Source organism: Novosphingobium sp. AAP1 (genome assembly GCF_001295765.1).
GTDB lineage: Bacteria > Pseudomonadota > Alphaproteobacteria > Sphingomonadales > Sphingomonadaceae > Novosphingobium > Novosphingobium capsulatum.
Map to the genome: position 1 here is coordinate 1 of NZ_LJHO01000024.1, position 21,357 is coordinate 21,357.

Annotated in this window: 23 protein-coding genes and 1 pseudogene; 13 read left to right on the forward strand and 11 right to left on the reverse strand. The window is 62.2% G+C overall.

Annotated elements, in window-relative coordinates:
- Positions 1-37 precede the first annotated feature (37 nt).
- The 3 genes and pseudogenes from IP65_RS19840 to traA form a co-directional block, all read right to left on the reverse strand.
- Positions 38-651: pseudogene (locus tag IP65_RS19840) on the reverse strand (IS5 family transposase); the annotation flags it as partial.
- 135 nt (positions 652-786) lie between these two features.
- Entirely contained in the window at positions 787-1,527 is a 741-nt protein-coding gene (locus tag IP65_RS19845) for a DUF6118 family protein (protein WP_054132783.1), read from the reverse strand.
- Positions 1,524-4,496, reverse strand: coding sequence for a Ti-type conjugative transfer relaxase TraA (gene traA / locus IP65_RS19850; protein WP_054132784.1), 2,973 nt, complete (start codon positions 4,494-4,496; stop codon positions 1,524-1,526). Before traA ends, IP65_RS19845 begins: the two co-directional genes overlap by 4 nt.
- A gap of 652 nt (positions 4,497-5,148) precedes the next feature.
- On the opposite strand from traA, the gene ltrA reads away from it, so the two are divergent.
- The 6 genes from ltrA to IP65_RS19875 all read left to right on the forward strand — a co-directional run bounded on the left by ltrA (position 5,149) and on the right by IP65_RS19875 (position 9,737).
- Entirely contained in the window at positions 5,149-6,675 is a 1,527-nt protein-coding gene (gene ltrA, locus IP65_RS19855) for a group II intron reverse transcriptase/maturase (protein WP_082350280.1), read from the forward strand.
- A 302-nt stretch (positions 6,676-6,977) separates the two neighbouring features.
- Complete coding sequence (locus IP65_RS19860) at positions 6,978-7,310, forward strand: conjugal transfer protein TraD (protein ID WP_054132785.1); 333 nt, start codon at positions 6,978-6,980, stop codon at positions 7,308-7,310.
- 16 nt (positions 7,311-7,326) lie between these two features.
- The gene (locus IP65_RS19865) at positions 7,327-7,542 is read left to right on the forward strand and encodes a conjugal transfer protein TraD (RefSeq protein WP_054132786.1); all 216 of its coding nucleotides are present in this window, start codon (positions 7,327-7,329) and stop codon (positions 7,540-7,542) included.
- A 75-nt stretch (positions 7,543-7,617) separates the two neighbouring features.
- Positions 7,618-7,785: a hypothetical protein gene (locus tag IP65_RS21815; protein ID WP_169042295.1), complete on the forward strand. Its 168-nt coding sequence runs from the start codon at positions 7,618-7,620 to the stop codon at positions 7,783-7,785.
- An 873-nt stretch (positions 7,786-8,658) separates the two neighbouring features.
- Positions 8,659-9,243 carry a hypothetical protein gene (locus tag IP65_RS19870; RefSeq protein WP_054132787.1) on the forward strand — a complete coding sequence of 195 codons (585 nt, stop codon included), beginning with the start codon at positions 8,659-8,661 and terminating at the stop codon, positions 9,241-9,243.
- Between the two features lie 284 nt (positions 9,244-9,527).
- Complete coding sequence (locus tag IP65_RS19875; RefSeq protein ID WP_054132788.1) at positions 9,528-9,737, forward strand: AlpA family transcriptional regulator; 210 nt, start codon at positions 9,528-9,530, stop codon at positions 9,735-9,737.
- Between the two features lie 54 nt (positions 9,738-9,791).
- Here IP65_RS19875 and IP65_RS19880 read toward each other — a convergent pair whose 3' ends face one another.
- Together IP65_RS19880 and IP65_RS19885 are read right to left on the reverse strand one after the other, a co-directional pair.
- Positions 9,792-10,067, reverse strand: a complete 276-nt coding sequence (locus IP65_RS19880) for a sigma factor-like helix-turn-helix DNA-binding protein (protein ID WP_054132789.1) — start codon at positions 10,065-10,067, stop codon at positions 9,792-9,794.
- A complete protein-coding gene (locus tag IP65_RS19885; protein ID WP_054132803.1) occupies positions 10,064-10,960 on the reverse strand; it encodes an ArdC family protein in 897 nt (298 codons plus the stop codon). The genes IP65_RS19880 and IP65_RS19885 overlap by 4 nt, the downstream gene beginning before the upstream one ends.
- Positions 10,961-11,538: 578 nt before the next feature.
- Between IP65_RS19885 and IP65_RS19890 the strand changes: the two genes are divergently transcribed.
- Positions 11,539-11,748, forward strand: coding sequence for an AlpA family transcriptional regulator (locus IP65_RS19890; protein ID WP_054132790.1), 210 nt, complete (start codon positions 11,539-11,541; stop codon positions 11,746-11,748).
- A gap of 304 nt (positions 11,749-12,052) precedes the next feature.
- On the opposite strand, the gene IP65_RS19895 is transcribed toward IP65_RS19890, so the two are convergent.
- The 6 genes from IP65_RS19895 to IP65_RS19920 form a co-directional block, all read right to left on the reverse strand.
- Positions 12,053-12,685 (reverse strand): tyrosine-type recombinase/integrase, encoded by a 633-nt coding sequence (locus IP65_RS19895; protein ID WP_054132791.1) that lies wholly within the window; start codon positions 12,683-12,685, stop codon positions 12,053-12,055.
- Between the two features lie 178 nt (positions 12,686-12,863).
- On the reverse strand, positions 12,864-14,021 hold the full coding sequence (locus IP65_RS19900) for a PHB depolymerase family esterase (RefSeq protein WP_054132792.1): 1,158 nt from the start codon (positions 14,019-14,021) through the stop codon (positions 12,864-12,866).
- A 286-nt stretch (positions 14,022-14,307) separates the two neighbouring features.
- On the reverse strand, positions 14,308-15,333 hold the full coding sequence (locus tag IP65_RS19905; protein ID WP_171793583.1) for a sensor histidine kinase: 1,026 nt from the start codon (positions 15,331-15,333) through the stop codon (positions 14,308-14,310).
- 195 nt (positions 15,334-15,528) lie between these two features.
- Positions 15,529-15,915 (reverse strand): PRC-barrel domain-containing protein, encoded by a 387-nt coding sequence (locus IP65_RS19910; RefSeq protein ID WP_169042211.1) that lies wholly within the window; start codon positions 15,913-15,915, stop codon positions 15,529-15,531.
- 69 nt (positions 15,916-15,984) lie between these two features.
- On the reverse strand, positions 15,985-16,431 hold the full coding sequence (locus IP65_RS19915) for a PA2169 family four-helix-bundle protein (protein WP_022674602.1): 447 nt from the start codon (positions 16,429-16,431) through the stop codon (positions 15,985-15,987).
- Between the two features lie 64 nt (positions 16,432-16,495).
- The gene (locus tag IP65_RS19920; protein ID WP_054132794.1) at positions 16,496-17,080 is read right to left on the reverse strand and encodes a DUF4142 domain-containing protein; all 585 of its coding nucleotides are present in this window, start codon (positions 17,078-17,080) and stop codon (positions 16,496-16,498) included.
- A gap of 331 nt (positions 17,081-17,411) precedes the next feature.
- Between IP65_RS19920 and IP65_RS19925 the strand changes: the two genes are divergently transcribed.
- The 6 genes from IP65_RS19925 to nhaA all read left to right on the forward strand — a co-directional run bounded on the left by IP65_RS19925 (position 17,412) and on the right by nhaA (position 21,032).
- A complete protein-coding gene (locus IP65_RS19925) occupies positions 17,412-17,669 on the forward strand; it encodes a GlsB/YeaQ/YmgE family stress response membrane protein (protein ID WP_028657400.1) in 258 nt (85 codons plus the stop codon).
- A 52-nt stretch (positions 17,670-17,721) separates the two neighbouring features.
- Positions 17,722-18,582, forward strand: a complete 861-nt coding sequence (locus tag IP65_RS19930) for a transglutaminase family protein (RefSeq protein ID WP_054132795.1) — start codon at positions 17,722-17,724, stop codon at positions 18,580-18,582.
- Between the two features lie 227 nt (positions 18,583-18,809).
- Entirely contained in the window at positions 18,810-19,121 is a 312-nt protein-coding gene (locus tag IP65_RS21550; RefSeq protein WP_022674598.1) for a hypothetical protein, read from the forward strand.
- Positions 19,118-19,279, forward strand: a complete 162-nt coding sequence (locus IP65_RS21555) for a hypothetical protein (RefSeq protein ID WP_156306778.1) — start codon at positions 19,118-19,120, stop codon at positions 19,277-19,279. The genes IP65_RS21550 and IP65_RS21555 overlap by 4 nt, the downstream gene beginning before the upstream one ends.
- 2 nt (positions 19,280-19,281) lie before the next feature.
- On the forward strand, positions 19,282-19,587 hold the full coding sequence (locus IP65_RS19935; protein WP_148291587.1) for a hypothetical protein: 306 nt from the start codon (positions 19,282-19,284) through the stop codon (positions 19,585-19,587).
- A gap of 128 nt (positions 19,588-19,715) precedes the next feature.
- Positions 19,716-21,032 (forward strand): Na+/H+ antiporter NhaA, encoded by a 1,317-nt coding sequence (nhaA, locus tag IP65_RS19940; protein ID WP_156306780.1) that lies wholly within the window; start codon positions 19,716-19,718, stop codon positions 21,030-21,032.
- Positions 21,033-21,357: the final 325 nt, after the last annotated feature.

The window sequence follows — 21,357 nt, forward strand, 5'->3', positions numbered from 1 at the left end:
AGACGGGCTAGCGCTTGATGATCTGGATTGGTCAGTCGCCCATGGGCTCCAGCGCCGTCTTCAGCTTGTCCCCGGCGCATCACCACCACGACACGTTCGATGACGGGAAGCGACCAGGCACCGCCTTAAGCACATCGACAGCCCCGTCACGATCCTGAATATCAGCCGTTTGGACCAGAACGGAAATCAGGAATCCAGAGGTGTCGGTGAGGATGTGAAGCTTGCAGCCGTTGATTTTTTACCCGCATCATAGCCGCTATGTCCCCCGGAATAGGTGGTTTTGACAATCTGACTGTCGATCACCCCCGCGCTGCGCGAGGGCTCGCGACCACCGGTCTCGAGCAGGCTCATGACCGACAGCGTGTTGATGGTCTCGAACAGACCGGCGTTGCGCCAGGCGTAAAAATACCGCCCGACCGTCGAAACCGGCGCGTAGCATTTGGGCAGCAAACGCCACGCGGAACCGGCTGACGCCAGATAGACCAACGCATTGACCACATGGCGCATGTCCGTCGTGCGGCGGCGACCGTCCGTCCTGGCCGGCGGGATAGAGGGCGCCAGCAAATCCCATTCCCGATCCTTCATGTCGGATGAATAACGCAGCGCTTTCCGGCTATGGTCTTCCCCAGCCGTATCAGTCCATGCCATGATCCAGGCCATCTCTTTGAAAAGATAACTAGATTATAAAATAAGCGTATTGCTTAGCAAATTTCGGATCGAGGTCTCAGTCGGACCCTATCAAATTTCAGCCATAATTAGGCTAAGGAAGCCACGAAGTGTGCTCCGTCACCGGGCATAACCGACCTTGGGCTGGCTTATGGGGATCACTACCGAGATCGAGCAGCTCACGCCCTTTCGCACCTTCGCTGCACGCTTCTTGCAATCCTCCAACGCTTTGGCATTGCTCGCCCAAACGCTAGCGGCTTCCCGCAAGGCCTGCCACCGCTGCGGATCGGACACCTGCAACATCCGCTCCCCAGCTGCCCAGCCATCACGCTGGAGAAGGCTGGCCGCACGCTCCTCCGGCCAGTGCCAGCTTTCAGGTACCGCTTTGTCGATGAAATCCGGAACAACCCAGCCCAGCAAGAAGCCGGCGATCACACCTGCTGCCGCTGCGATACCCAGCCAGCGCAGTTGCTGAAGCCCCCTCAGGATGGATTGCACGATCTTGTTGATCGTGAGGACGGTGCGATCCAGGTCAATCCGCGCAGCGCCGAAGTGCTGTCGTTCAACCTCACTGGCTTTGGCCGTCGCGTGATGGATCTGGCCGGCAATGGCCTCCGGCGTCAGTTGCAGCGCGGGCCTGCTGGCCAGCGTCTTGATAGCGTGGTTTGCTGCGTCCTGGCGCGCATGGATACGAGCCAGGTCCTCGGTGTAGTCCCGGCTGTGCAGTTCCTGCTGCCGCGCCGCAAAGCCTTCGACAGCGGCGATGAGAACGGCCAGCTTGTGCGTCATCGCCTCGAAGGCCACTTCGGGGCGGTCGAGGTCGGCCTGGGAGTTTGTGCGAGTGGCGGCAGCGTCAGTCACAGGCCCAGCCCCCGGTCACGCCCACGCTCAAGCGAATGGGTCAGTTGCTGGGCGATGGACCTGGTTCTGGCCGCTTCGGTAATGTCATGGCCACTGACGCCCGGCGACCATTCCCGCGACCACTGTTTGCCGATCAGCTGGCTGCCGCGCTTGCTGAGTGCATTGCCCAGTTCGTGGTCCTTCTCCAAGCCCTTGGCCATGGCGCGCATCTGGCCTTCCACCTGCTGGCGTGCCTCACGGTTGCTGGAGCCGCTGAGACTGCCACGCTGGGCCTGCAACTGCTGCCAGGACTCGACGAAGCGGTCGGCGCGCAGTTCGGGATTGGCGCGGATTTCGGCTTCGAGTTTCATAGCACGGATGGCACTGCCGATGCGGCCGGCGGCGGCCTCAGCCATGAGGCCAGGATTGCGCTGGAACGCGGTGTCGAGATCGCGCGCGCTGCCGCCAGGCAGCGCATCTAGCGCCTGAGCCGCACGGGCCTGCGCGGCCTTCTGGTATTCGAGCGCGGGGAGCTGCTGTCCGGTCATGCGGTCGATCTCCGCCGTGGCGCGGGCATAGCGCTCGACCGCCTGGTCGAGGCTGGGCCTGGTCTGGATGTGATGCGCTGCTGCCAGAGCGGGCTTGGTGTGTTCGTGGGTCGCCTGCTGGTCCTGGACCGACGGTCTGGCAAAGCTGGGCACGCTGAGCCGCAGCCCAGCAAAGCGTCCCTGCTTGCGTTCAGTTTGTTCTGTGCCGGCTGGTCGCTGTAAGGCCGGCTCGGCTTTGCGGTCCTGTTCCTGGCCAGTGTAGTCGCGCGCCATGTCCTTGGACCGGTCCCGCGACATGCGCTCGGCCAGCCGCTCACGGTCAGCATAGTCAGCCTTGGCGTAATGCAGCTCGACATGATCACGATGCCGTGAGAGCGCGACATAGGCGCCATGGCGATCGAGCCCTGGCGTTGCCAGAACATGGACCCGGTCGAGCGTGGCGCCTTGCGACTTGTGCACCGTGGCGGCGTAGCCGTGGGTGAGGTCGGCATAGTCCTTGTGGTCAAACGCCACAGTGCGGCCATCGTCGAGCCGCACGGCCATGCCGGTGCGATCAACCCGCTCGATGGTGCCCAACATACCATTCTTCACACCCAGTTCGCGTTCGTTGCGCAGGAACATGATGCGGTCCTGGTCGGCAAACAAGCGGGTGCCGCGGTTGGTCTCGACCGCCACATCGGCACCCAGTGTGCCATGATCGCGCAGGCGATCCCGGGCCTGCGCATTCAGTTCATCGCATTCTGCATTGGTGTGGGTGAGAATAAGCCGGCTGGCCTCGGGATGGGCCTGCCGATCGGCATCCCAGCGCGCGATCAAGGCATCGCGTGCCGATTCGCGGGTGGGTGATTCGACCACCAGCCCAGCGGCATGATAGGCCTTGATGGCCTCGCCAGTCCTTCCCGTGGCCAAGTGCCGCGTGGCCTCGCGCTGCCATTCCTCGGCCTGCCGGCGCACTTCGGTAATCTCGACGGCGCCATACTGCTCGGCCATGCTGCGGAAGGCAGCGCCCGCTTCAATCGCCTGGAGCTGCTGCGGATCACCAACCAGCACGACCTTGGCGCCTTGCTTCTCCGCTTCGCTGATCACGCGTTCCATCTGGCGCGTGCCGATCATCCCGGCCTCGTCGATCACGAGAATGGAATTGGGCCTCAGGGTCTCGCGTCCCTGCGCCCATTGATGCTCGAGACTGGCGATCGTGCGCGAGGCAATGCCCGAGCCGTTTTCCAGGTTCTCGGCGGCAATGCCGGACAGGGCAATGCCGCGCACCTCGTAGCCGGCTTTCTCCCAGGCCTCGCGCGCCACGCCAAGCATCGCGCTCTTGCCAGTGCCGGCATAGCCGATGACGCTGGCAAGACCCCCACGCCTGGTGACATGCTCGAGCGCATGGCGCTGCTCGACCGACAGCACCAGGCCACGCGCTTCGGCGCGGTCCAGCGCGGCGGCGAGATGGCGGTCAGGGACGGCATGATGCCACTGCGCGTCGAGCTTGGCCGTCGCACGTTCCAACCGCTGTTCGGTATCGAGCATGGCGCGCGAGGTGAAGCGCTCCTCGCCGCGTCCGTCAGGACCCAGTCGGACAAGATCGGGCGAGCCTCGCACCGCCGCCAGCACGGCGTCGAACTGGTCCTTCCCCTCGCTGTGGCGGTGCACGAAGGTGGCAAGGTCTCGTGCCGTGAATGTCGCCTGCTGGTGGGTGATGGCATCGAGCGCGATGCCGGGGTTTTCGAAGATCTTCTCGCCATTGCTCCGGGCGATGGCAAAATGCTCTTCCAGCCGCTCGCGGACCAGGCCTTCCTGCGCCATGCGCGCCGCGGCCGGACCGATCTTGTTCTGAGGCTCCAGGTCAATGCCCTGGGCCTCCAGACTGCGATGATCGATCCGCGCGTCGATATCGAGCTGGGCCAGCCGGCCATTAACGTGCTCGGCCCAGGCTTCGCGCCAGTGGGTGAGCAGCTCGGTCTTGTTCCACTCGCGCACTTTGGCGCCGAAGCCATCCGATCCAACTTCGCGCATGCTCAGCATCACATGGGCATGGGGCTTCGCGAGGCCGTCGGGTCCGACATCCCAGTGCACATTGAGATCGGCAACCATGCCCCGGCCGACGAATTCCTTTTGCACAAAGTCCCGCGCCAGTGCGATGCCATCGGCCTGGCTCATCTCACGCGGAATGGCGAACTCGATCTCGCGGGCCAGTTGCGCGTCCTTGCGCACCTCCACCGCTTCGACCTCGTTCCACAGCTTCTCCCGGTTGCGCCATTCTTCCGGCGCGCCTTCGGGCAACATGACTTCGCTGTGTACGACGCCGGTCTTGTTGGAGAAATCGTGGTGCCGGTCGAGCCGCTGATCATAGAGCCGATCGGCCGAGCGATAGGCAGCGGCGGCCACGGCGCTCGAGCCGGCACCGCGAGAAATGACTTTGGCCGAGAAGTGGTAGATCGCCATGGCGACGCACCGTGCGTCAGGTTCTGACGTTGAAAGAAAGGAGGTTCTTCAACTTCATGCTCCTGATGATCTCGTGGGGTGAGATGCCCCGCGCGTCATGTGACGCAGCACGCGACGACAAGCAGATGGGTGAGGTGAACCGGGTGCTTCCGGGGAGCCATAAATCAGCAGAACCCGTCAAAGCCGGACGGGCGGGAACTTCCGATCCCGTGAGCGGTCCGGCCAGCGAGCTTGCCATGGCAAGGGCAACCGAACCGATGGCGGACGCCTCGTCAGAATATGGAACTCGCCGACTCGGAAGTGGGCGGGTCGGTCGGCGGCGCAAGCCGCTGACCGGTGAAGCGTTGGTCCGCAGTGGTCGAATGTGGACTGGAGGCACGCGGCTCGCCGCGCGCCAGCCCCGGCATGGGTTTGCGTGGTGCCGGGGCCGGATTTCACACGGGGTATAGTCGGTGCCTACAGCAAGCGAGAGATCATTGGGGGAACCTGAGAACCTTGTCATCACTTCCGGCGCTTTCGGACGCCGGATGGCTGAAGCGACCAGCGACCGTGGTGAAGAGGGGCGGAGCCTTCGTAGTAGTCTGAGGACGAGAAAGCCGTTTACATGGCGAAGGAAGGCAGTGGATACGGCATGCAAGCAGGAGGCGGGCATATGCCCGGCGCGGTGAATACCGCGTTCGTCCTCGACATGCAGCGCAAGCTGTATCGGTGGAGTAACGAAGACCCACACAGGGTCTTCGACGATCTGTTCAATCTCGTATGCGACCGCAGAACCCTGTCCGAAGCCTGGCAAAAGCTCGCCCGCAATAGCGGCAGCCGGACACCGGGAACGGATGGAATGACGCGGCGCTCGGTCGAGCAGCGCGCCGGTGGCGCCGCAAGGCTCCTCGATGAAATACGCGAGGCGCTGCGCAACGGAACCTATGTCCCGCAACCAGTCAGGCAACGGCTCATCCCAAAGCCCGGCAAACCGGGGCAGTTCCGGCCACTCGGCATACCCACGCTGATCGATCGTGTGGTGCAAATGGCTTTGAAGCTGATTCTGGAACCCGTCTTCGAGGCGGACTTCTATCCGACCTCCTACGGGTTCCGGAGGGGACGCAGCACCCATGATGCTCTGGAACGCATCCAGAAATGTCTTCATCCGTCGAGCCGTGGATCCTCCGTCTACCGGTTCGTCGTCGAGGGCGACATCAAGGGCTGCTTCACCGCAATCGACCACCACGTCATGATGGGGCGCGTGCGACGGCGCATCAGCGACCGCAAGGTGCTGAGGCTGATCCACGCATTCCTGAAAGCGGGCATCATGGTCGAAGGGACTCTTCGTCATCCCGTCACCGGCTCGCCGCAAGGCGGGATCATCTCGCCGATGCTGTCGAACATTTATCTGACGGCACTCGACGAGCGGTACGGACGATGGTCCATCCATCCTCGTGAACCGGGTAAGCGGGCGGCGGCCCGCCGGCTGCTCGATCGCAAGAAGGGCAAGCCGACCTACTATCTGGTCAGATACGCGGACGACTTCGTCGTTCTCGTGGAAGGCACGCGGGAGGATGCGGAAGCGGAAAAGGCCGCGCTGGCGGAGTTCCTGAAAACGGAGCTTCGCATGGAGCTGTCGATGGAAAAGACCCGGGTCACCGACGTCAGGGAAGGCTTCGACTTCCTCGGCTATCGGGTGGCGCAGACCAAGGCGCTCCGCACAGGGCGTCTGGTCGGCAATCTCTTCATCCCGAAGGGCAAGCTGACCGATCTGCGCCACAGGCTCAAGGTCATGGTGAAGAGCATCCCGACCGGACGCCCCCTCGCCTATGTCGTCGACAAGCTCAACCCTATCCTGCTTGGGTGGCGGAACTACTACCGTTACGCCACACTGGCCTGTCGGGATTTCTCCCGGCTCGATAGATGGATATGGGAGCGCGTAGGGCGTTGGCTTCGGAAGAAGCACCGAAAGACGTCGTGGCGAACGCTGCGACATCGCTTCACCACCAACGCTCGGGGGCAACGGCTGCGATGGGCCGATGGGTCCAAACGGCTGCGCATCCTCCGGGAAGGAGGGACAATGCGATACCCACACCGCAGCATCGAGAAACCGAACGGATGGAATGCGGTCCAGAGGCGCGATCAACGCGAGAGCATGAAGGGCTTCTGGGACGCATTTGGTCGCCTCAATTGGGGTTGACGGCCACCCTCGCGTGTCCAAGCGCGCGAGCATGGAGAGCCGGATGCAGGGAAACTTGCACGTCCGGTTCGGCGAGAGGGATGAAGAGACTCGTCACTGTAAAGTGATGGAGCGCTTCATCCCTACTCTTCAGATACGCCTAAAAGCGCACGTCGGCACGACGTATAAGCGCGCCCTCAAAAGATTTCATCATTCTCGGGACGGCAGAATCCCATGAGGTTTCAGGGAATTGGCATTGATCGTCAAGGCCGATAACTGGGAGGCCGCACGGCGCAACAGACCGCCGTCACAGGACACCAGACATGCGCAAGCCCCGCAACTATGATGAGGACCTCAAAGCTCTCACCGCCAAAGCCAAGCAACTGAAAGCACGCAAGCAGAGCCAACTCGGCGAACTGGTCGAGGCAACTGGCGCCGACGCACTGACCATCGAGGAACTGGCGGGCGCGTTGCTCTCGATCGTCGCCATCTCTGATCCGCAACGACGGGAGGGATGGCGCATACGCGGCGCCGCGTTCTTTTCTGGCGAGCGGACCGAACACACGTCTGGCCAACGCGCTGGCGACAACGCGCAACCAGAAGCGCTGCACGACCAGCGCCCGCCATCGCCTGGCCCTGCAACAGGCGCGCCATGACACAAGGGCGTGGCAGGTGAAGCGGCGAGAGCGCACGCGGCAATTGATCGAACTCGGCGGGCTGATCGCCAAGGCGGGACTCGTTGAGCTGACCGATGATGATCGCGCCGTCATTCTCGGCCTGTTGATCGAGGCGGCGGCAAAGCTGCGTTCTGACGAGACTGGCACCCAACTCACGCTGTGGCGGCGGCGGGGACAGCGGGCATTTGCCGATGCCGGCGACGAAGTTTGAGCAACCGGCAACACCGCTTCCACCGTCCATCGCCAGCGCATTGCCCCGCGCCAGCCACGCCGTCATGGAGAAGGCATGGACGACAAGACCAAGACCCGCATTCTCGGCGTGATCGAACGCGCACCGCAGTGGCTTCGCAACGATCTGGCCGCCAAGGATCCGGCGGCATGCGCAAGGGCGGAAGAGGCGCTGGCCGCGATGCTCATCGATGCGATTGGAGAAAGTCAGGCGGCGGCCGACTGAACGGCCGCGCCAAGCAAGTAGCCACTTCGTGTCGGCACATCCTATAATGCAGCGGCACGTTGGCGGCAGATAGAAGTGCTGACGCCCGCACGGCTTGCTGAATGTCAGCCAAACGTCAGGCAGGATCCTGCTTGCTCAAATCACCATCCCGTACCGTAACCTTTGGCTGTCTTATAACAGGGGCGCCGAACCGATTCTAATCAACAGACAACACGGCTGTTTGGAGACGTCGTCGTTCGATCGGGCGACAAACGGATTGCTCTCCTAGACTGCTCCGCTGATCTCTTCCCGGTGTCACCACTTCGGAGGAAACCAATTCACAGACGCGCGCTATCTGCTAAAGCTTTTGCTGTACCGGCAGTCACAGGTTACGCGACACGTCTTGTGACTGCCGGTGCAACTGCGGACCGCAGGGCTCCCGTCAATTCGCGGCGAAGATTTCCAATGCGCTGAGCGATGGGGCCGGCGAGACGCGCAGGGCTTGAGAACGTCTGCCCGCCCGCAGCTTTGACAATGGGCTGGCCGGTCGAGAGCTTCCTACTTTCGTCGCCCAAAGCGGACGGAGCAGACCCGCTTTTCCATAATTCACGCAAAAACTTGGCGCGCGGATTGGCGTCTGGTATCGTGGGAACGCGCTGCGCAAAAGGCGGCGCCGGGACTGGTAATCCCGCCAATGGCTCAACTCGGAAAACATGGTTTTCCGGGGTGCCGCCGCGCATGTCCAAACCTTCGGGTTAAAGGCGGCGGCGCATGTCATTGGCATGTTACCAGCTCCGGCGGCTCCCGCGCGCAAACGTGCGGGAGCTCGGGGTCAGTCCGCGTGATGACCTGAGCCCTTCCGCTCCCCGCTTCTGACGCGGACCGGAGGTACATATGGACACGATCGTTCCTGCTACTTCATCCCACCTTGGCGCCCCCGCGCTTGGCGCAGCCATCATCAACTTGCCGAGCGAGAATTCTGAACTCGGTGCGCTGTGGCGGCGTTATGATGCTCAACCCGTCCGGCTCCTACGCACGCGCGAAGGCCGAGCGCTAAGCCTGGACCGTTATCAGCGCGCGGGCGAGTTCATGGGGTCGCTGGCCTCGCCCATGGCCGATGACACTGCCTATCTGTTCTACTCGGCCGGCATCGTCGCGCAGCTGGCGATGTCGTCGCATCTGCTCGACGTGGGTTTCCCAGACGCGTGGTGCGCCAAGTACATCGGCCTCCATGTCGATCGTTCCCTGGCCTACGCCAACGCCACTGGCTTCGGCTACGAGGACACGGACACCCAGCGGCTGATGGATGTGCTCTCGCCCTACTGGAAATGGAACGACCTCAGTCGGGCGCACGGCATCAAGCCTGACACCGGAGGCTTTGCCGCCCGCGAGGTTCGCGACATCATTACCGCGCTGGTGGACCATGTCGCCGAGGTGACCGGGCACGGCCGACGCAAGCAGCGCCGGGCGCCGTCCTGATCGGTCTCGCCGCGCGAGGCTGATTCGCGCGGCAAGATCGGTTGCGAGCAGTAGATCTCGTGATGCCGCTGACCTCGGCGGTTTTGCCAACCGCGCAGCCCCTGCGCGCAAAATTTTTTTGGTGTTCGTGCGAGATCGTGCCGGTGCGCTTCGGTATACCGGGCTGCGTGCTCGCGGCAGATGCCACATTCCCTGAATTCTCAGGCGCTTGCGCTTTTCCCGTAACGCCCCAATTCTACTCGTGGCCGGCCAATCCAACCCATCAAACTGGAAGGATGTGCCACATGAATACCGCCTCGCCCAATTCGTTCGTGCGTCTGCCCCAGGTGCTCAAGGAAACCGGGCTCTCGCGCGCGACGCTCTATCGCAAGGTCCAGGATGGGACCTTCCCCAAGCAGTCGCGCATTGCCACGCGCTGCGTGGGCTGGCGCCGCAGTGCGCTCGACCAGTGGCTGCAGAACCCGATGTTCTATTCCGTCGACGACTTTACCTGATGGGACCCACACAACGGTGCCGCCCAATGGCTAGCCATCGGGCGGCCTGAATTTTCACCACGGCCACCAGCGCTGCCACCAGTGCCCATAGACCGCGCGGGCCAGGGTGGAGAGGGCCTTGGCCAGTTCGGCCTGCACCGCCTCAACACTTATGCCATGGTACTGGGCCAGCTCGCCATAGCTGGCGCCCTCGAAGCGCACGGCGGCGAAGATCGCCCGCTGGCGCTTGGTCATGCGGCGCAAACCACGCTGGCCCCGCCGCCAGAACGCGCGGGGCGATATGGTCGGCAGGACGGGCGTACCCCATTCGGGCGGGAGGGGCGAGTTCATGGCCGGTCCTCCCCCCAGGCCAGCAGGAAGTCGGCCGCCTTGCTCGCTGCACTGGCCGCGCGGAAGATCGCCTTTTCGTCGGCGCACAGCACTTCGAGCCAGGCACCGATGTAATCGGCGTGCCGCACGGTCGGGACAATGCCCAGCGCCGCACAGGCAAAGGCACTGGCCATTTCCGCCACCATTTCCTCTTTTGCATAGGACGCAGAGCCAAACTTGCCTGTCTGGTCCCGGTCCAGCCGGGACGTGTGGCCTGTCGCATGACCGAGTTCGTGCAGGGCCGTGCGGAACCAGTTGATCGGCTCGAGGAAGGCAGCCTGGGGCGGCACTTGCACCACGTCATGGGTGGGGGAGTAGAAGGCTTCCCCGCCGCCGATGCGGAACGTCACCCCGCTGCCCTGGATCACGCGATCCGCACCAGCAATCGCCAGTTCGGGCGCAATCGGTGCCACCGGGGCAATCATGTCTTCGGGCAGGCCCTCGCACTGGTCGAGGTTGAACACGGTAAAGCGCTTGAGAAAGGCCACGGTGCGCGCTTCGCGGTCTTCGTCCCTGGCCTTGGCGGCTTCCTCACGCGGGGTGAAGCGATCGGCATAGCAGACCACCGTGCCCTTCTCGCCGCGCCGGACATGGCCCCCGGCTGCTTCGGCCTGGCGATAGGTCAGCCAGCGCTGCGAGGAAAAGCCCTGCTCGATCGCAGAGGTCCAGAGAATGAGAACATTTATTCCGGAATAGGTCCGGCCAGAACCGGCATTGTGGGGCAGCGTGCAGGGACAGCGGCTGGCGTCCCATGGCTGCACCCAGGGCAGGCGCCCGGCTTCGAGTTCGGCAATGATCCGGGACGTCACCTCGGCATAGAGGGACTGGCGTTCATTCGCGTTCACGGTGCTCATGATCTTCAAGCTCCTTAAACCGCCATGGCCCGGCGCCGGGGTGGCGAGGGGGCGGCAGGAGCGGACCGACAGCCCCGCATCAGGCGGCGGGGTGCATCCGAAGGAGCGCAACAGCGTGGAGCACCCGGCCCCGCGCAGCGGGCCGGGTTGCACCCCGTCGCGGCGGGGCTACAGGGCCGTGACGCCCCCCGTCACCCTGGAGCCGAGGCAAACACCGCCGCGCGCCCAATAAGCGCGGCGACAACCGGAGGGGAGCTGAAGGCGTACCGACAGGGCCGGCCAGATGGCCGGGCCAAGTGTCAGCGATCGTACCGGCTCTGCCGACGAGACGGCACCGCCGGCTCGGCTGGAACGCAGCGGAAGGAGAGCGCGGTCAGGCCGAGACGGCCTGAGACACAATCTGCACGACCATCAAAATTTCTTTTTCGCAGCCTAGCGTACAATCGGCGGCGCCGGCGCAATCAGGCGTAGATTCAGCGCTTTGGCACCGTTTTCGGCACTCTTGACGCCGACCGTAGACCAGCAAATCTCACAGCGAAGGAGCAAGACAACCAACCACAGCACAGGAAGACCACGCCATGACCGAACAGCCCCCGGACCGCATCCTGCGTCTCAATGCCGTGCTCGATCGCACCGGCCTGACCCGCGCCACCCTCTACCGCAAGATCCAGGCGGGCACGTTTCCCAGACAGGTCCGCATCGCCACGCGCTGCACCGGCTGGCGGGAATCCGCCATCCGAGAATGGATGCGCAATCCCATGTTCTATCGGGTCGACGAGGCCAGGTAGCGGTGCATTCCCAATGCGGCCTCCAACACCGGCGCGCGGCGGTGATCTGCCAAAAGCGGCCCATCGGGAATGCCGGGGATTGAGGACGATCCGGAAGGGCAGGTTACAAAATGCAAACGGCGGAAAGCTGCCGTTCCAACGCCGAAGCGCTGGGGGCAGCACCCGACCAAAGTCGGACTTCCGCAGATCTTCCAGTGATGACGGCTTTTGACCAACTCTGCCGTTCGATAAGCGGCTTGGGAAGGGCAGCAATTTTCCCAAGCGCGTTAAAATGGCCCCTCGCGGGACGCGAGGAGCCATCGAGTCAGATTTCGGTGTTTTCGGCTAAGGTGAGCGCGTCTTCCACGTCGATCCCGAGATAGCGCACCGTATTCTCGATCTTGCTATGACCGAGGAGGATCTTGACGGCGCGAAGGTTGCCGGTTGCCCGGTAGATTATTGATGCCTTCGTCCGGCGAAGTGAGTGCGTGCCGTACTCGTTTCGCATCAGACCGACCCCTGTCACCCATTCATCGACGAGCCGGGCATACTGTCGGGTGCTGAGATGCCCATTATGATCAACCCTGCTCGGAAAGATATAGTCGTCCACCGTGCCGCCCCGCCGCTCAAGCCAGGCCAGTAGACTGGCCCTAGCGTCTGGAAGCAGCTCGAATTGAACAGGCCGACCTGTTTTCTGCTGCATCACGATCGCACGCGTTCGAATTTGTCCGCCGCTGACAAGGTCGCCGATCTTCATCTGCACCAAGTCGCAGCCCCTGAGTTTGCTGTCGATCGCCAGATCGAACAGCGCTCGATCTCGCAAACGGCGGCGCTGATTTAGGTAAAATCGAATCTCCCAAATCTGCTTCGGTTTCAGTGCACGCTTAGCGCCAACGGCCCTTCCGGCATTCCAGACCTGGCGCTTGGTGGCGGTGAGTTCAGTTTCAGGCGATTCCATGATCGTTCTCCGATGGCCACAGTGGCCGCTCGAAGAACGCTTTGGCGCTCGATAAACAGGAAGACCCACGGCGCCTAGCGACCCCCTGAAGCCGTTCCCGTTCCCGCTTGAGTGGATGACCGGCACGAAACCGTCACAGATCCAGTGGGTCATGGCGTGCGTTGAGTTTTGTGAGCCGCTAACGCATGAGCCCGGCTGCCCGAAGTGCATCCTCAATTACTTTGCCCACTCCGCCGATTGCGGGCACGTCGATCAGCGGGCGCGCCGTCGGGACACCGGCACCTGGGGTCTCATTCACCGCGTTCGATCCAAATGTGAGAGCAAGGCTTTGTCTCGTAGGTGCCGCTTCGGCAGGTCTAACATGAACAGCATGCTTATCGCTACCCACTAAACCCCAGAATCGGCAGATGTGTCGTGTGGAGCAAATGCTGGCTTCGAGCATGTAGGCACCGCTCTTGCCGCAGCCGTTCTCGCCCGCTGTGTCGAGCGGCGTACCATGGCCCATGCCGGTGATGCTGTATTCCTCGATTACCTCATGGCCAGTGGCGTTGCACCAGACGCGCCTGGGATATCCATCGACGGCCTCGGTCCGCGCGGGATCGACACCGACCCCATGCAGAGCACGCCACTGGGCTATGATGGCGTCGGCGTTGTTGGGGTTCACCGTTGGGTCCGCGCTGCCATGCCAGATCGAGAGGGTAGGCCATGGACCCGGATGATCGGAGGCGCCGCGAACCAGCGCCGCAAGCTCCGCTTCACGCGGGACGCTGTGCCCGCGCATGCGATCAAAAGCTTGCGGGATCGTGCTCGCGCAGCCGTAGGGCAGGCCGGCGATGATCGCGCCGCCGGCGAACACCTCCGGATAGGTCGCCAGCATGACCGAGGCCATCGCCCCTCCCGCGGAGAGGCCTGTGACGAAGATGCGCGCCGGATCGATCGGGTGGGCACCGGCGACGGCGTCGATCATCTTACGGATCGAAAGCGCCTCGCCGGAACCACGGCGGCTGTCCTCCGGCGAGAACCAGTTGAAACACAGATTCGGGTTGTTACGCCGCTGCTGCTCAGGAAACAGGAGGGCAAAGCCGTACCGATCGGCCATCTCGGACCAGCCCGCCCCCACGTCGTAGCCAGCCGCCGTCTGGGTACAACCATGCATGACGACGACGAGGGCTGCTCCATCGCAGAGAGTTGGCGGTACATAGATATGGGCTTGGAGAGCCCCAGGGTTCGAGCCGAAATTCGGAAGGCTTTCGAGGCGGCCGCGGGGCACTGCACTCATATCGGCCGCATTACGCAGTGAAGCAAGCCGTGCTATAGTGTCGGAGAGTTTGCGCATGACAATCACCTTGGATGAAGATAGCCTGCGAAGGCGTGGTTATGACCATCTTGCCGCACCGCACAATGAATGGGGTGTCAGACCATTGATGCAAGGCACCCAAGTACTTCTTTCAGTCCGGTTGCGAAGAATCGTCCGAGTTTCCGACGCTGACAAGTCGGACCGGCGGTCGACACCCGCGCGGCTTCACCTCCAACCGGGGGACGTCAACGTGTCATCGAACAGGGCCGGCTTGCCGTAGGTGATCTCATGTTGTGCGATCTCAACCTGCGTTGCGAGGGCTGTCTTAGGACGATGGAGATTTTGTATGCGTAACCGAAACGGTCGTCCCTGGGTATCCACCCTCGGTCTCAACGGTCGCATGCAACTGACTGGCCAAAGCTTCGACGATGCTGGTGCCCAGGCCCGGCTTCGCATCGGCCAGCGTCTCGGGCGTGCCAATGCCGTTGTCGCTGACCGACAAGGTCCAGCCGACATCGTGCATGTGATAATCGACGAGAATCCTGCCATCGCGCCCTCCGGGAAACGCATGCTTGAGTGCATTGATGACCAGCTCGGTGACGATCAGCCCCAGGCTGACCGAGATGTCGGCATTCACGCTAGTGCCGTCGGCGGTGACCACGATCAACACCTTGTCATGATCGTGGATCATCGAGGCGCCCAGGCTTTTGCACAACTGGGTCAGATATTCACGCAGTTCTACCTCGCCCAACCTTGATGCCGCGAGTTGCTGCTGCAACGTCGCGATCGACATCACCCGATTGTGCGCATCGTGGAGATGCCCGCGCGCTTCGTCCGATTGCACCCGGCGCGCGCTCTGCATGAGCACGCTCGCAATGATCTGGAGGCTGTTGGCAACGCGGTGCTGAAGCTCCTGGAGCAGGATCGCCTTCTCGCGGAGCAAGTCATCCTTGAGCTTCACGCTGAGCCGGGCTTCGGTGACGTCGGAAATGGTCAGGAGCAGGCGGACATGATCCGCCTCGCCATAGTCGAGCTTCTGGGCGCCCAGAACGAGGCGCCGCGGCGGCGCCTCACCCTTGAGATCCATTTCGTAGGCTTCGATCCTGGCATGGCCCGAGAGGGTAGCGCCGAGCAGCGAACGAAGCTGGGGTACGTTCCACTCCCCCGCGCCGAGCGCAAACACCGACTGCCCGCTGACACGCGACGGATCGAGACCGAAAGCGCGGTAAAAGGATGTGCTTCCGGCGATGACGGTGAAGTCCCCGTCGAGCAACAACGCGGGCGCGGCGGAAGATGTCAGAATCGCCAGCGCGAGGCCGTAAGCGACATCAGGGTGGACGGGCGGATTCATGATGAAGGCCCCCTTTCCGGGGAAACCAGAAAGCCCGCGGTGATGAGGGCTGTATCCGGCAATCGCGAACAGCGCGCTTCTTTGAGGAGCGCATGAACTCGAAACCGCATCATAGCACGATTGCGCGCAAGCCCGGCATCTATTCGACGCCGGGCAGATGTCGCCGTCCCTGAACCCGGACAAGGCCGGTCCGGATCAGCCATTGGTTGCCGGCGCTGTCCCATAATAGTCGATCACGCGCCGACCATAGGTTTCGTCGAACACGGGCGCCGAATCCGGCCGGAAGCTGGGCGCGCCTTCCAGCAGGCGCTTGTCTATGGCCGCCACATATCCGCCCTCCGTCTCGCTGTAGTGAAACGCCGACCAGGGAATGGGGTGATAGCTCTGCCCCAATCCGAGAAATCCCCCGGTGGACACGATGACATAGGCGAGCTGTCCGGTCCGTTCATCCAGAATTAGCTTGGCGATCGTGCCCAGCTTGTCGCCATCGCGGCCCAGGACGGCCTTGCCGCGAATGTCGTCGGCGGAGGTCAGGACAACAGCGCCCACAGGCGCGGCCGGTGCTTCTGCATTGGTGGCCATGGCCTGGCTCCTTTCGGTAATAAAAAGGGGCGGCAAGCCCATGCGGCCGCCGCCCCCGGAAATGCATTCTCAGGCAAGGCTGTGCTTCAAATCGCGCATCTGGTCGTGCCCGGCCTTCACCGACACGAAAGCGTCGCGAATGACGTCACGCGTCGCGGGTTGAAGCTCGGCGTCCTTCGACGCCTTTTCGAACTTCGCCTTGATATGATCCTCGCCGCGTTCGACTTCGTCGATGATCGCCTTGTCGTTCTTGCCGGTGAGGGCCTGCTTGAGGTCCATGAAGCTGCGATGCGCCGCGCCCAGGAGGCTGGAGCTATCCTCCGGCTCTCCACCAAGGTTGCGCACTTCCGCCTGCAGGGTAGCGACGATCTGTCCGCGATCATGGACGAAACTGGTGAACAGCGTCGCAAAGCGCGTGCTCTTCGCGTCTTCGGCGGCGTCCTCGAAGCCTTTCAGGCTGTCGAGGGTCGTGGTGATCAGTCCGTTCAGAACCGAGATGTCATGCTGGTCGTTCATGTCCGTATCCTTTCCGATAGCGTCAGGAGCCGGGAGATCTGCATCTCCCGGCCCGTTGTGACGGTCAGTTTCCCGAGAGCGCCGAAGGCAGCAGCGCGCCGCCCTGCTGCAGCTGCTGCTCGATGATGTGCACGCCATTGCCGGCGACCTGTTTCAACGACTGGTCGGCGCCATCTTCGGCATATCCCTTGTACGTGGCCCAATTGCCCTGCTGAACCTGGGCGGACTGGGTGAGGTACAGGTTGTCGAACGAACTGCGCGGCGTGCCGCGAAGCATTTTGAGCATCGAGGCGCGCTCGGCCGACAAGCGCGTGGTGGGCTTGGCGATCTTGCGCTGATCGTTGTTCAGCGAGGCGAGCAGCGTCTGCTGGGAGGTTTGCGACTCCGAGATGATGCGCTGGGCATAGGCCTTTACATCGCTGCGCTGTGAGCGTGCGAGGCTGAGCCGGCTTGCCGCGATCTGAAACTGGTTGGCATCGGATGCGGCAGCCGAGAAGGCCGGAGCATCAAGGCCATGGACCGGCCCGACGCCTACATTCACGCTGGAATAGCTGCCGGTCATGGCAGGTGTGGCGGACTGGGCGGAGGTGACTGCGGGGACGGCGAGCATCGCCGTGCCGAGCAGGAGGGAGATCATTGTCAGTTTCATGGTAGTGTTCCTTGCAGGCGCAATCCCACCGGTCATGCCGGTAGAAAAGCCACGCCCGCTCTTTGGCAGGAAGCGCACCTTCCAAGATGGACAGGTATCGCTTGGAGCTATCTGACAACGATCAAAAGTGGATATCGTTGCGTCCATCCCTTCAATATTTGCATAAATATCTGCTTACATCTGACAACCGTGACAAATATTAGGATAAATATTTCATATGTTAAATATTTAACGGGTTGTGGAACGATTATATCGGATCGACCGTTCGCATAATTCCGGTTGCGATATGTCGATAAGGCCCGATCGTCTTCTGGATCACAGGAGAATGATTATGGGAATTATCATGTGGCTCATCGTCGGCGGCGTGATCGGCTGGCTCGCCAGCGTGATCATGCGCACGGACGGCCAGCAGGGCATCATCCTCAATATCGTGGTGGGCATCGTCGGCTCCTTCATCGGCGGCCTGATTTTCGCCAAGGGCGACATCAACAACGCGCCGCTCACCGTCACGACGTTCCTGGTCTCGCTCGCCGGGGCCATCGTACTGCTCGCGATCGTCAACCTGATCCGCCGCGGATCGCTACGCTGAGCTTCTCATCCATGGGGCTGTCGCGGCGATGCGGCGCCGGCGTTGAAGTCCTTTGAGCACGCTCACCATCCGGCATCGCACGTCCTATTATTACCGGCAGCCGGTGCAACTTGGTCCCCACCGGCTGATGCTGCGCCCGCGCGAAGGGCATGACATCGACCTTGCGTCCTTCGATCTAGACATCACGCCCGATGCCGGCATTTCCTGGGCGCGTGACGTGGCGGGCAATGCGGTTGCGACGGCGATCTTTCCATCCATCACCGACCGCCTGGTCATCGAAAGCCGGTCGGTTCTCCGCGTCGGCGCGGTGGCGTGGCCGGTGTTCGCCATTTCCGCGTCGGCGATCGCCTATCCGTTTCGATACAGCGACGACGAATGGACGGACCTCGGCAGCCTGGCCGTCATGCAGTATCCGGACGCGAACCACCGGCTGCACGACTGGGCGCAAGGGTTCGTGCGCGGGAACCCGACCGACACGCTGGCCCTGCTCAAGGACCTGAGCGCGGGTGTTCCCAGCTGGATCGCCTATCAGGCGCGAGACGATGAAGGCACCCAGTCCCCCGTGGAGACGCTGAATCGCGGCGGGGGATCCTGCCGCGATTTCGCGGTGCTTTTCGTCGAGGCGGCGCGCAGCCTCGGCTTCGGCGCGCGGATCGTCTCGGGCTATCTCGACAACCGGGCGGAAACCCTCGTCGGCCAGGATGCGGCCGGGTCCACGCACGCCTGGGCGGAGGTCTTTGTACCCGGTGCTGGCTGGATCACCTTCGACCCAACCAACCGCAGCGTTGGTGGTTTCAACCTTGTGCCTGTCGCGACCGGTCGCGCCATGCACCAGATCGCACCGGTCAGCGGCAGCTATGCGGGGCCAGCGAAAATGCTGGACCATATGAGCGTGGAAGTCGAACTGCGCTGACCAGCCATGCGCAGTGGATAAGAGCGTATCTTGCCAAATGGGCTCTCCGCCTATGGTATTTCGCCTTTGCACACCCCATATCGAAGTTACCGCACTCCAAATGCCCAGGGCTCGAATGCGGCCGAGAGACAGTTCGCGCTCCCGCTCGTTGACGGAGACGAACGATGTCCTTTTTATCCAGTAGCATAACGAGTACGGACAGAGCGGAACTTCCACTCAATCTTCCCATGATCCCGCAATCCAGTGGTGCGCAGGGTGACGCCGCGCGATCCCTGCGTGAGGACAATTGGGAGAATGAGGGCGGTCACGTCGCCGGAGCGAAGTTCCCGACCGCAACCCCCGCGCTTTCCGCCAGCGATGTCGAGACGCTCGAAGCTCAGGTTCGTTGCATGGAAAGCAAGCTGGCCAGCGATTTTGCCGATGGGCGGGTAGGGACGCGTTACAACACCTATGCACATCGCTCACGCGTCCTTCGCCAGCAAAAGGCCAAGCTTGAAGCAGCGTGGGCCAGTGTTCAGTCGCAGGAGCAACCAGGATGAACGATCCTTCTGAACTGGAGGGAGCCGCTGCGGCCGAGCAGATGGCTCATTACGAGATCACTCGCGTTCCGGTCGATCAGTATCGTTACAAGGATTATCGCTACTCGAAGCTGAGCGACGCAATTGCTCAGGCCAGACGTGACGGGAAACCCTCCTGATCTTGGCCACCAAGGCATCGAAGCTTTTGAAAGGACGTTCCATGGAGCTTTCATCGACCTTTTGCCGGATGCAGGAGAATGTCCAGCGCGATCGCGCGACCAATGCGGTGTTGGAGAACATCCGCCGCGTGGCCGAGAAAGCGGCCAACGCATGGGGCGCCGTGGCCCTTGCCGCCGAACAACGCGAAGCATGTCGCGAACGAACGCGCATCATTGCGGACATGGCCGCTCTTCAAAATGAGAGGATACCCAGCGAAGAGGACAGGCTGCTCAGCGAAAACCCGGACAGGGGGTTCGAAAGCCGCTAAATTGAGCCACCAAAAATCGGAGGAGATCAATCGCTTGTACGTTAGCATCCTGTGACCGGCGATCACGGCATGCAGGCATGCCGTTCCTGAATACTACAACCCTTAGGCCGCAGTTTGAAGAGGGCGAGATGATCGATCCCGCAAATCCAGGCCTGCCGCACGAGTTTGCCGACCGAATAACAAAGCCGTTCACGCAGTTCCTCAGGGTCGAGGCCGCAGCCGGGGGATTGTTGCTGGTCGCTACGATAGTCGCATTGAGCGTCGCGAATACGACTTGGTCTGGGCAATTCCTGGCCTTCTGGGAGATGCAGATCGGCCTGCAGATCGGCTCGTTGGACTTTCCCCGTTCAACGGGGCACTGGATCAACGACGGATTGATGACCTTCTTTTTCTTCGTGGTGTCCCTGGAGATGAAGCGCGAGTTCGCTCTGGGCGAATTGCGAAACCTGCGAACGGCGGTCCTTCCTTTCGCAGCTGCGCTGGGCGGCATGATGGTGCCTGCTTCGATCTACATTGCGATTCTGGCCGGAAAAGCCGGCACGCACGGCTGGGGAACGGTGATGGCGACCGATACGGCGTTCGTCATCGGGGGACTTGCGCTCTTTGGTTCGCGCGTTCCCCACAGCTTGCGCCTGTTTCTCATAGCCTTGGCGATCTTTGATGACATCGGCGCCATCCTGGTCGTGGCGATTGGTTACGGAAACGCCTTGAATTTCGTCGCAATCGGTCTTGCGTTTATGGTCCTGAGTGTAATCGTCATCGCCGCTCGTCTGGGCATCCGAAGCATCCCGATATACTTTTTCTTCGGAGCCGCGTTTTGGCTGTGCCTTGACGCCTCCGGCATCCACGCGACGATCGCCGGTGTCATACTCGGGCTAATGACCCCGGCGCGAATCTGGGTGGGTGTGCCGCGTCTGCGCGCCATCCTCGGGAACGTCCTGGAACCGCGCGATCATGAGTGGAGTGGCGACACATCAGATCGCCGCGAACTTGTAGAAGCGGGCCGAGCTATCAGTGAGTCCCTATCGCCGTTGGAGCGGTTGGACATGATGCTGCACCCCTGGGTGGGGTTCGCGATCATGCCTCTCTTCGCCCTGGCCAATGCGGGGGTCGCGTTTTCGACGTCCGACATCCAACCTGTCACAGTCGCGATCTTTGTCGCGCTGGTCTTCGGCAAGCCCATAGGCGTTCTGCTCTTCAGCTGGCTGGCGCTGCGTTCGGACCTTGCAACGCTCGGAGCAGGCCTGAACTGGTCTTTCCTTACAGCCAGCAGCTTATTGACCGGGATAGGCTTCACTATGTCCTTTTTCATTGCGAACCTCGCTTATCCTTCGACGCTGCTGGTTGCGGCGAAGCTGGGAATTCTTCTTGCCTCGCTCGCATCGGCTGTCGTGGGCCTGTTGGCCGTTTATTGGGTGACGCGGCACAAACGAGGGAATGCCTAGTGACCATCCAACGATAAGTTCGGGCAGGGAGCTAGACTCTTTGGTCGGCGGCATCTTTGCCGGCTATGGCTATAGGATCATGCCCCAGATGATGGTCGACGAAGAGGCGCGTTTTAGCGTCGGCACGGATGATGCCATGTCGGCGGTGCCGCTAGTGGCAGTGAGACCAACTTCAGTCTACTAAAAATGATATTCGAAGTAGCCTCAAGCGGCTGCTCTTGCCGCAAGCCGTCATTCAAGCGACGAGCGGAGAATGGCGGCTTCGTCGAAGGGTTTCGGGCGCCGGCAGGCGTACGAAAGTCTTACAAGTATGACCCGCGGTGAG

What these genes read in the sequence shown, in the direction of transcription:
- IP65_RS19900 (WP_054132792.1), bottom strand. Translation starts at nt 14,021, where the DNA reads ATGCGCAAACTCTCCGACACTATAGCACGGCTTGCTTCACTGCGTAAT.
- IP65_RS19905 (WP_171793583.1), bottom strand. Translation starts at nt 15,333, where the DNA reads ATGAATCCGCCCGTCCACCCTGATGTCGCTTACGGCCTCGCGCTGGCG.
- IP65_RS19870 (WP_054132787.1), top strand. Translation starts at nt 8,659, where the DNA reads ATGGACACGATCGTTCCTGCTACTTCATCCCACCTTGGCGCCCCCGCG.
- IP65_RS19880 (WP_054132789.1), bottom strand. Translation starts at nt 10,067, where the DNA reads ATGAACTCGCCCCTCCCGCCCGAATGGGGTACGCCCGTCCTGCCGACC.
- IP65_RS19890 (WP_054132790.1), top strand. Translation starts at nt 11,539, where the DNA reads ATGACCGAACAGCCCCCGGACCGCATCCTGCGTCTCAATGCCGTGCTC.
- IP65_RS21550 (WP_022674598.1), top strand. Translation starts at nt 18,810, where the DNA reads ATGATCCCGCAATCCAGTGGTGCGCAGGGTGACGCCGCGCGATCCCTG.
- IP65_RS19895 (WP_054132791.1), bottom strand. Translation starts at nt 12,685, where the DNA reads ATGGAATCGCCTGAAACTGAACTCACCGCCACCAAGCGCCAGGTCTGG.
- IP65_RS19885 (WP_054132803.1), bottom strand. Translation starts at nt 10,960, where the DNA reads ATGAGCACCGTGAACGCGAATGAACGCCAGTCCCTCTATGCCGAGGTG.
- IP65_RS19920 (WP_054132794.1), bottom strand. Translation starts at nt 17,080, where the DNA reads ATGAAACTGACAATGATCTCCCTCCTGCTCGGCACGGCGATGCTCGCC.
- traA (WP_054132784.1), bottom strand. Translation starts at nt 4,496, where the DNA reads ATGGCGATCTACCACTTCTCGGCCAAAGTCATTTCTCGCGGTGCCGGC.
- IP65_RS21815 (WP_169042295.1), top strand. Translation starts at nt 7,618, where the DNA reads ATGGACGACAAGACCAAGACCCGCATTCTCGGCGTGATCGAACGCGCA.
- IP65_RS19875 (WP_054132788.1), top strand. Translation starts at nt 9,528, where the DNA reads ATGAATACCGCCTCGCCCAATTCGTTCGTGCGTCTGCCCCAGGTGCTC.
- IP65_RS19910 (WP_169042211.1), bottom strand. Translation starts at nt 15,915, where the DNA reads ATGGCCACCAATGCAGAAGCACCGGCCGCGCCTGTGGGCGCTGTTGTC.
- IP65_RS21555 (WP_156306778.1), top strand. Translation starts at nt 19,118, where the DNA reads ATGAACGATCCTTCTGAACTGGAGGGAGCCGCTGCGGCCGAGCAGATG.
- IP65_RS19860 (WP_054132785.1), top strand. Translation starts at nt 6,978, where the DNA reads ATGCGCAAGCCCCGCAACTATGATGAGGACCTCAAAGCTCTCACCGCC.
- IP65_RS19915 (WP_022674602.1), bottom strand. Translation starts at nt 16,431, where the DNA reads ATGAACGACCAGCATGACATCTCGGTTCTGAACGGACTGATCACCACG.
- nhaA (WP_156306780.1), top strand. Translation starts at nt 19,716, where the DNA reads ATGATCGATCCCGCAAATCCAGGCCTGCCGCACGAGTTTGCCGACCGA.
- IP65_RS19925 (WP_028657400.1), top strand. Translation starts at nt 17,412, where the DNA reads ATGGGAATTATCATGTGGCTCATCGTCGGCGGCGTGATCGGCTGGCTC.
- ltrA (WP_082350280.1), top strand. Translation starts at nt 5,149, where the DNA reads ATGCCCGGCGCGGTGAATACCGCGTTCGTCCTCGACATGCAGCGCAAG.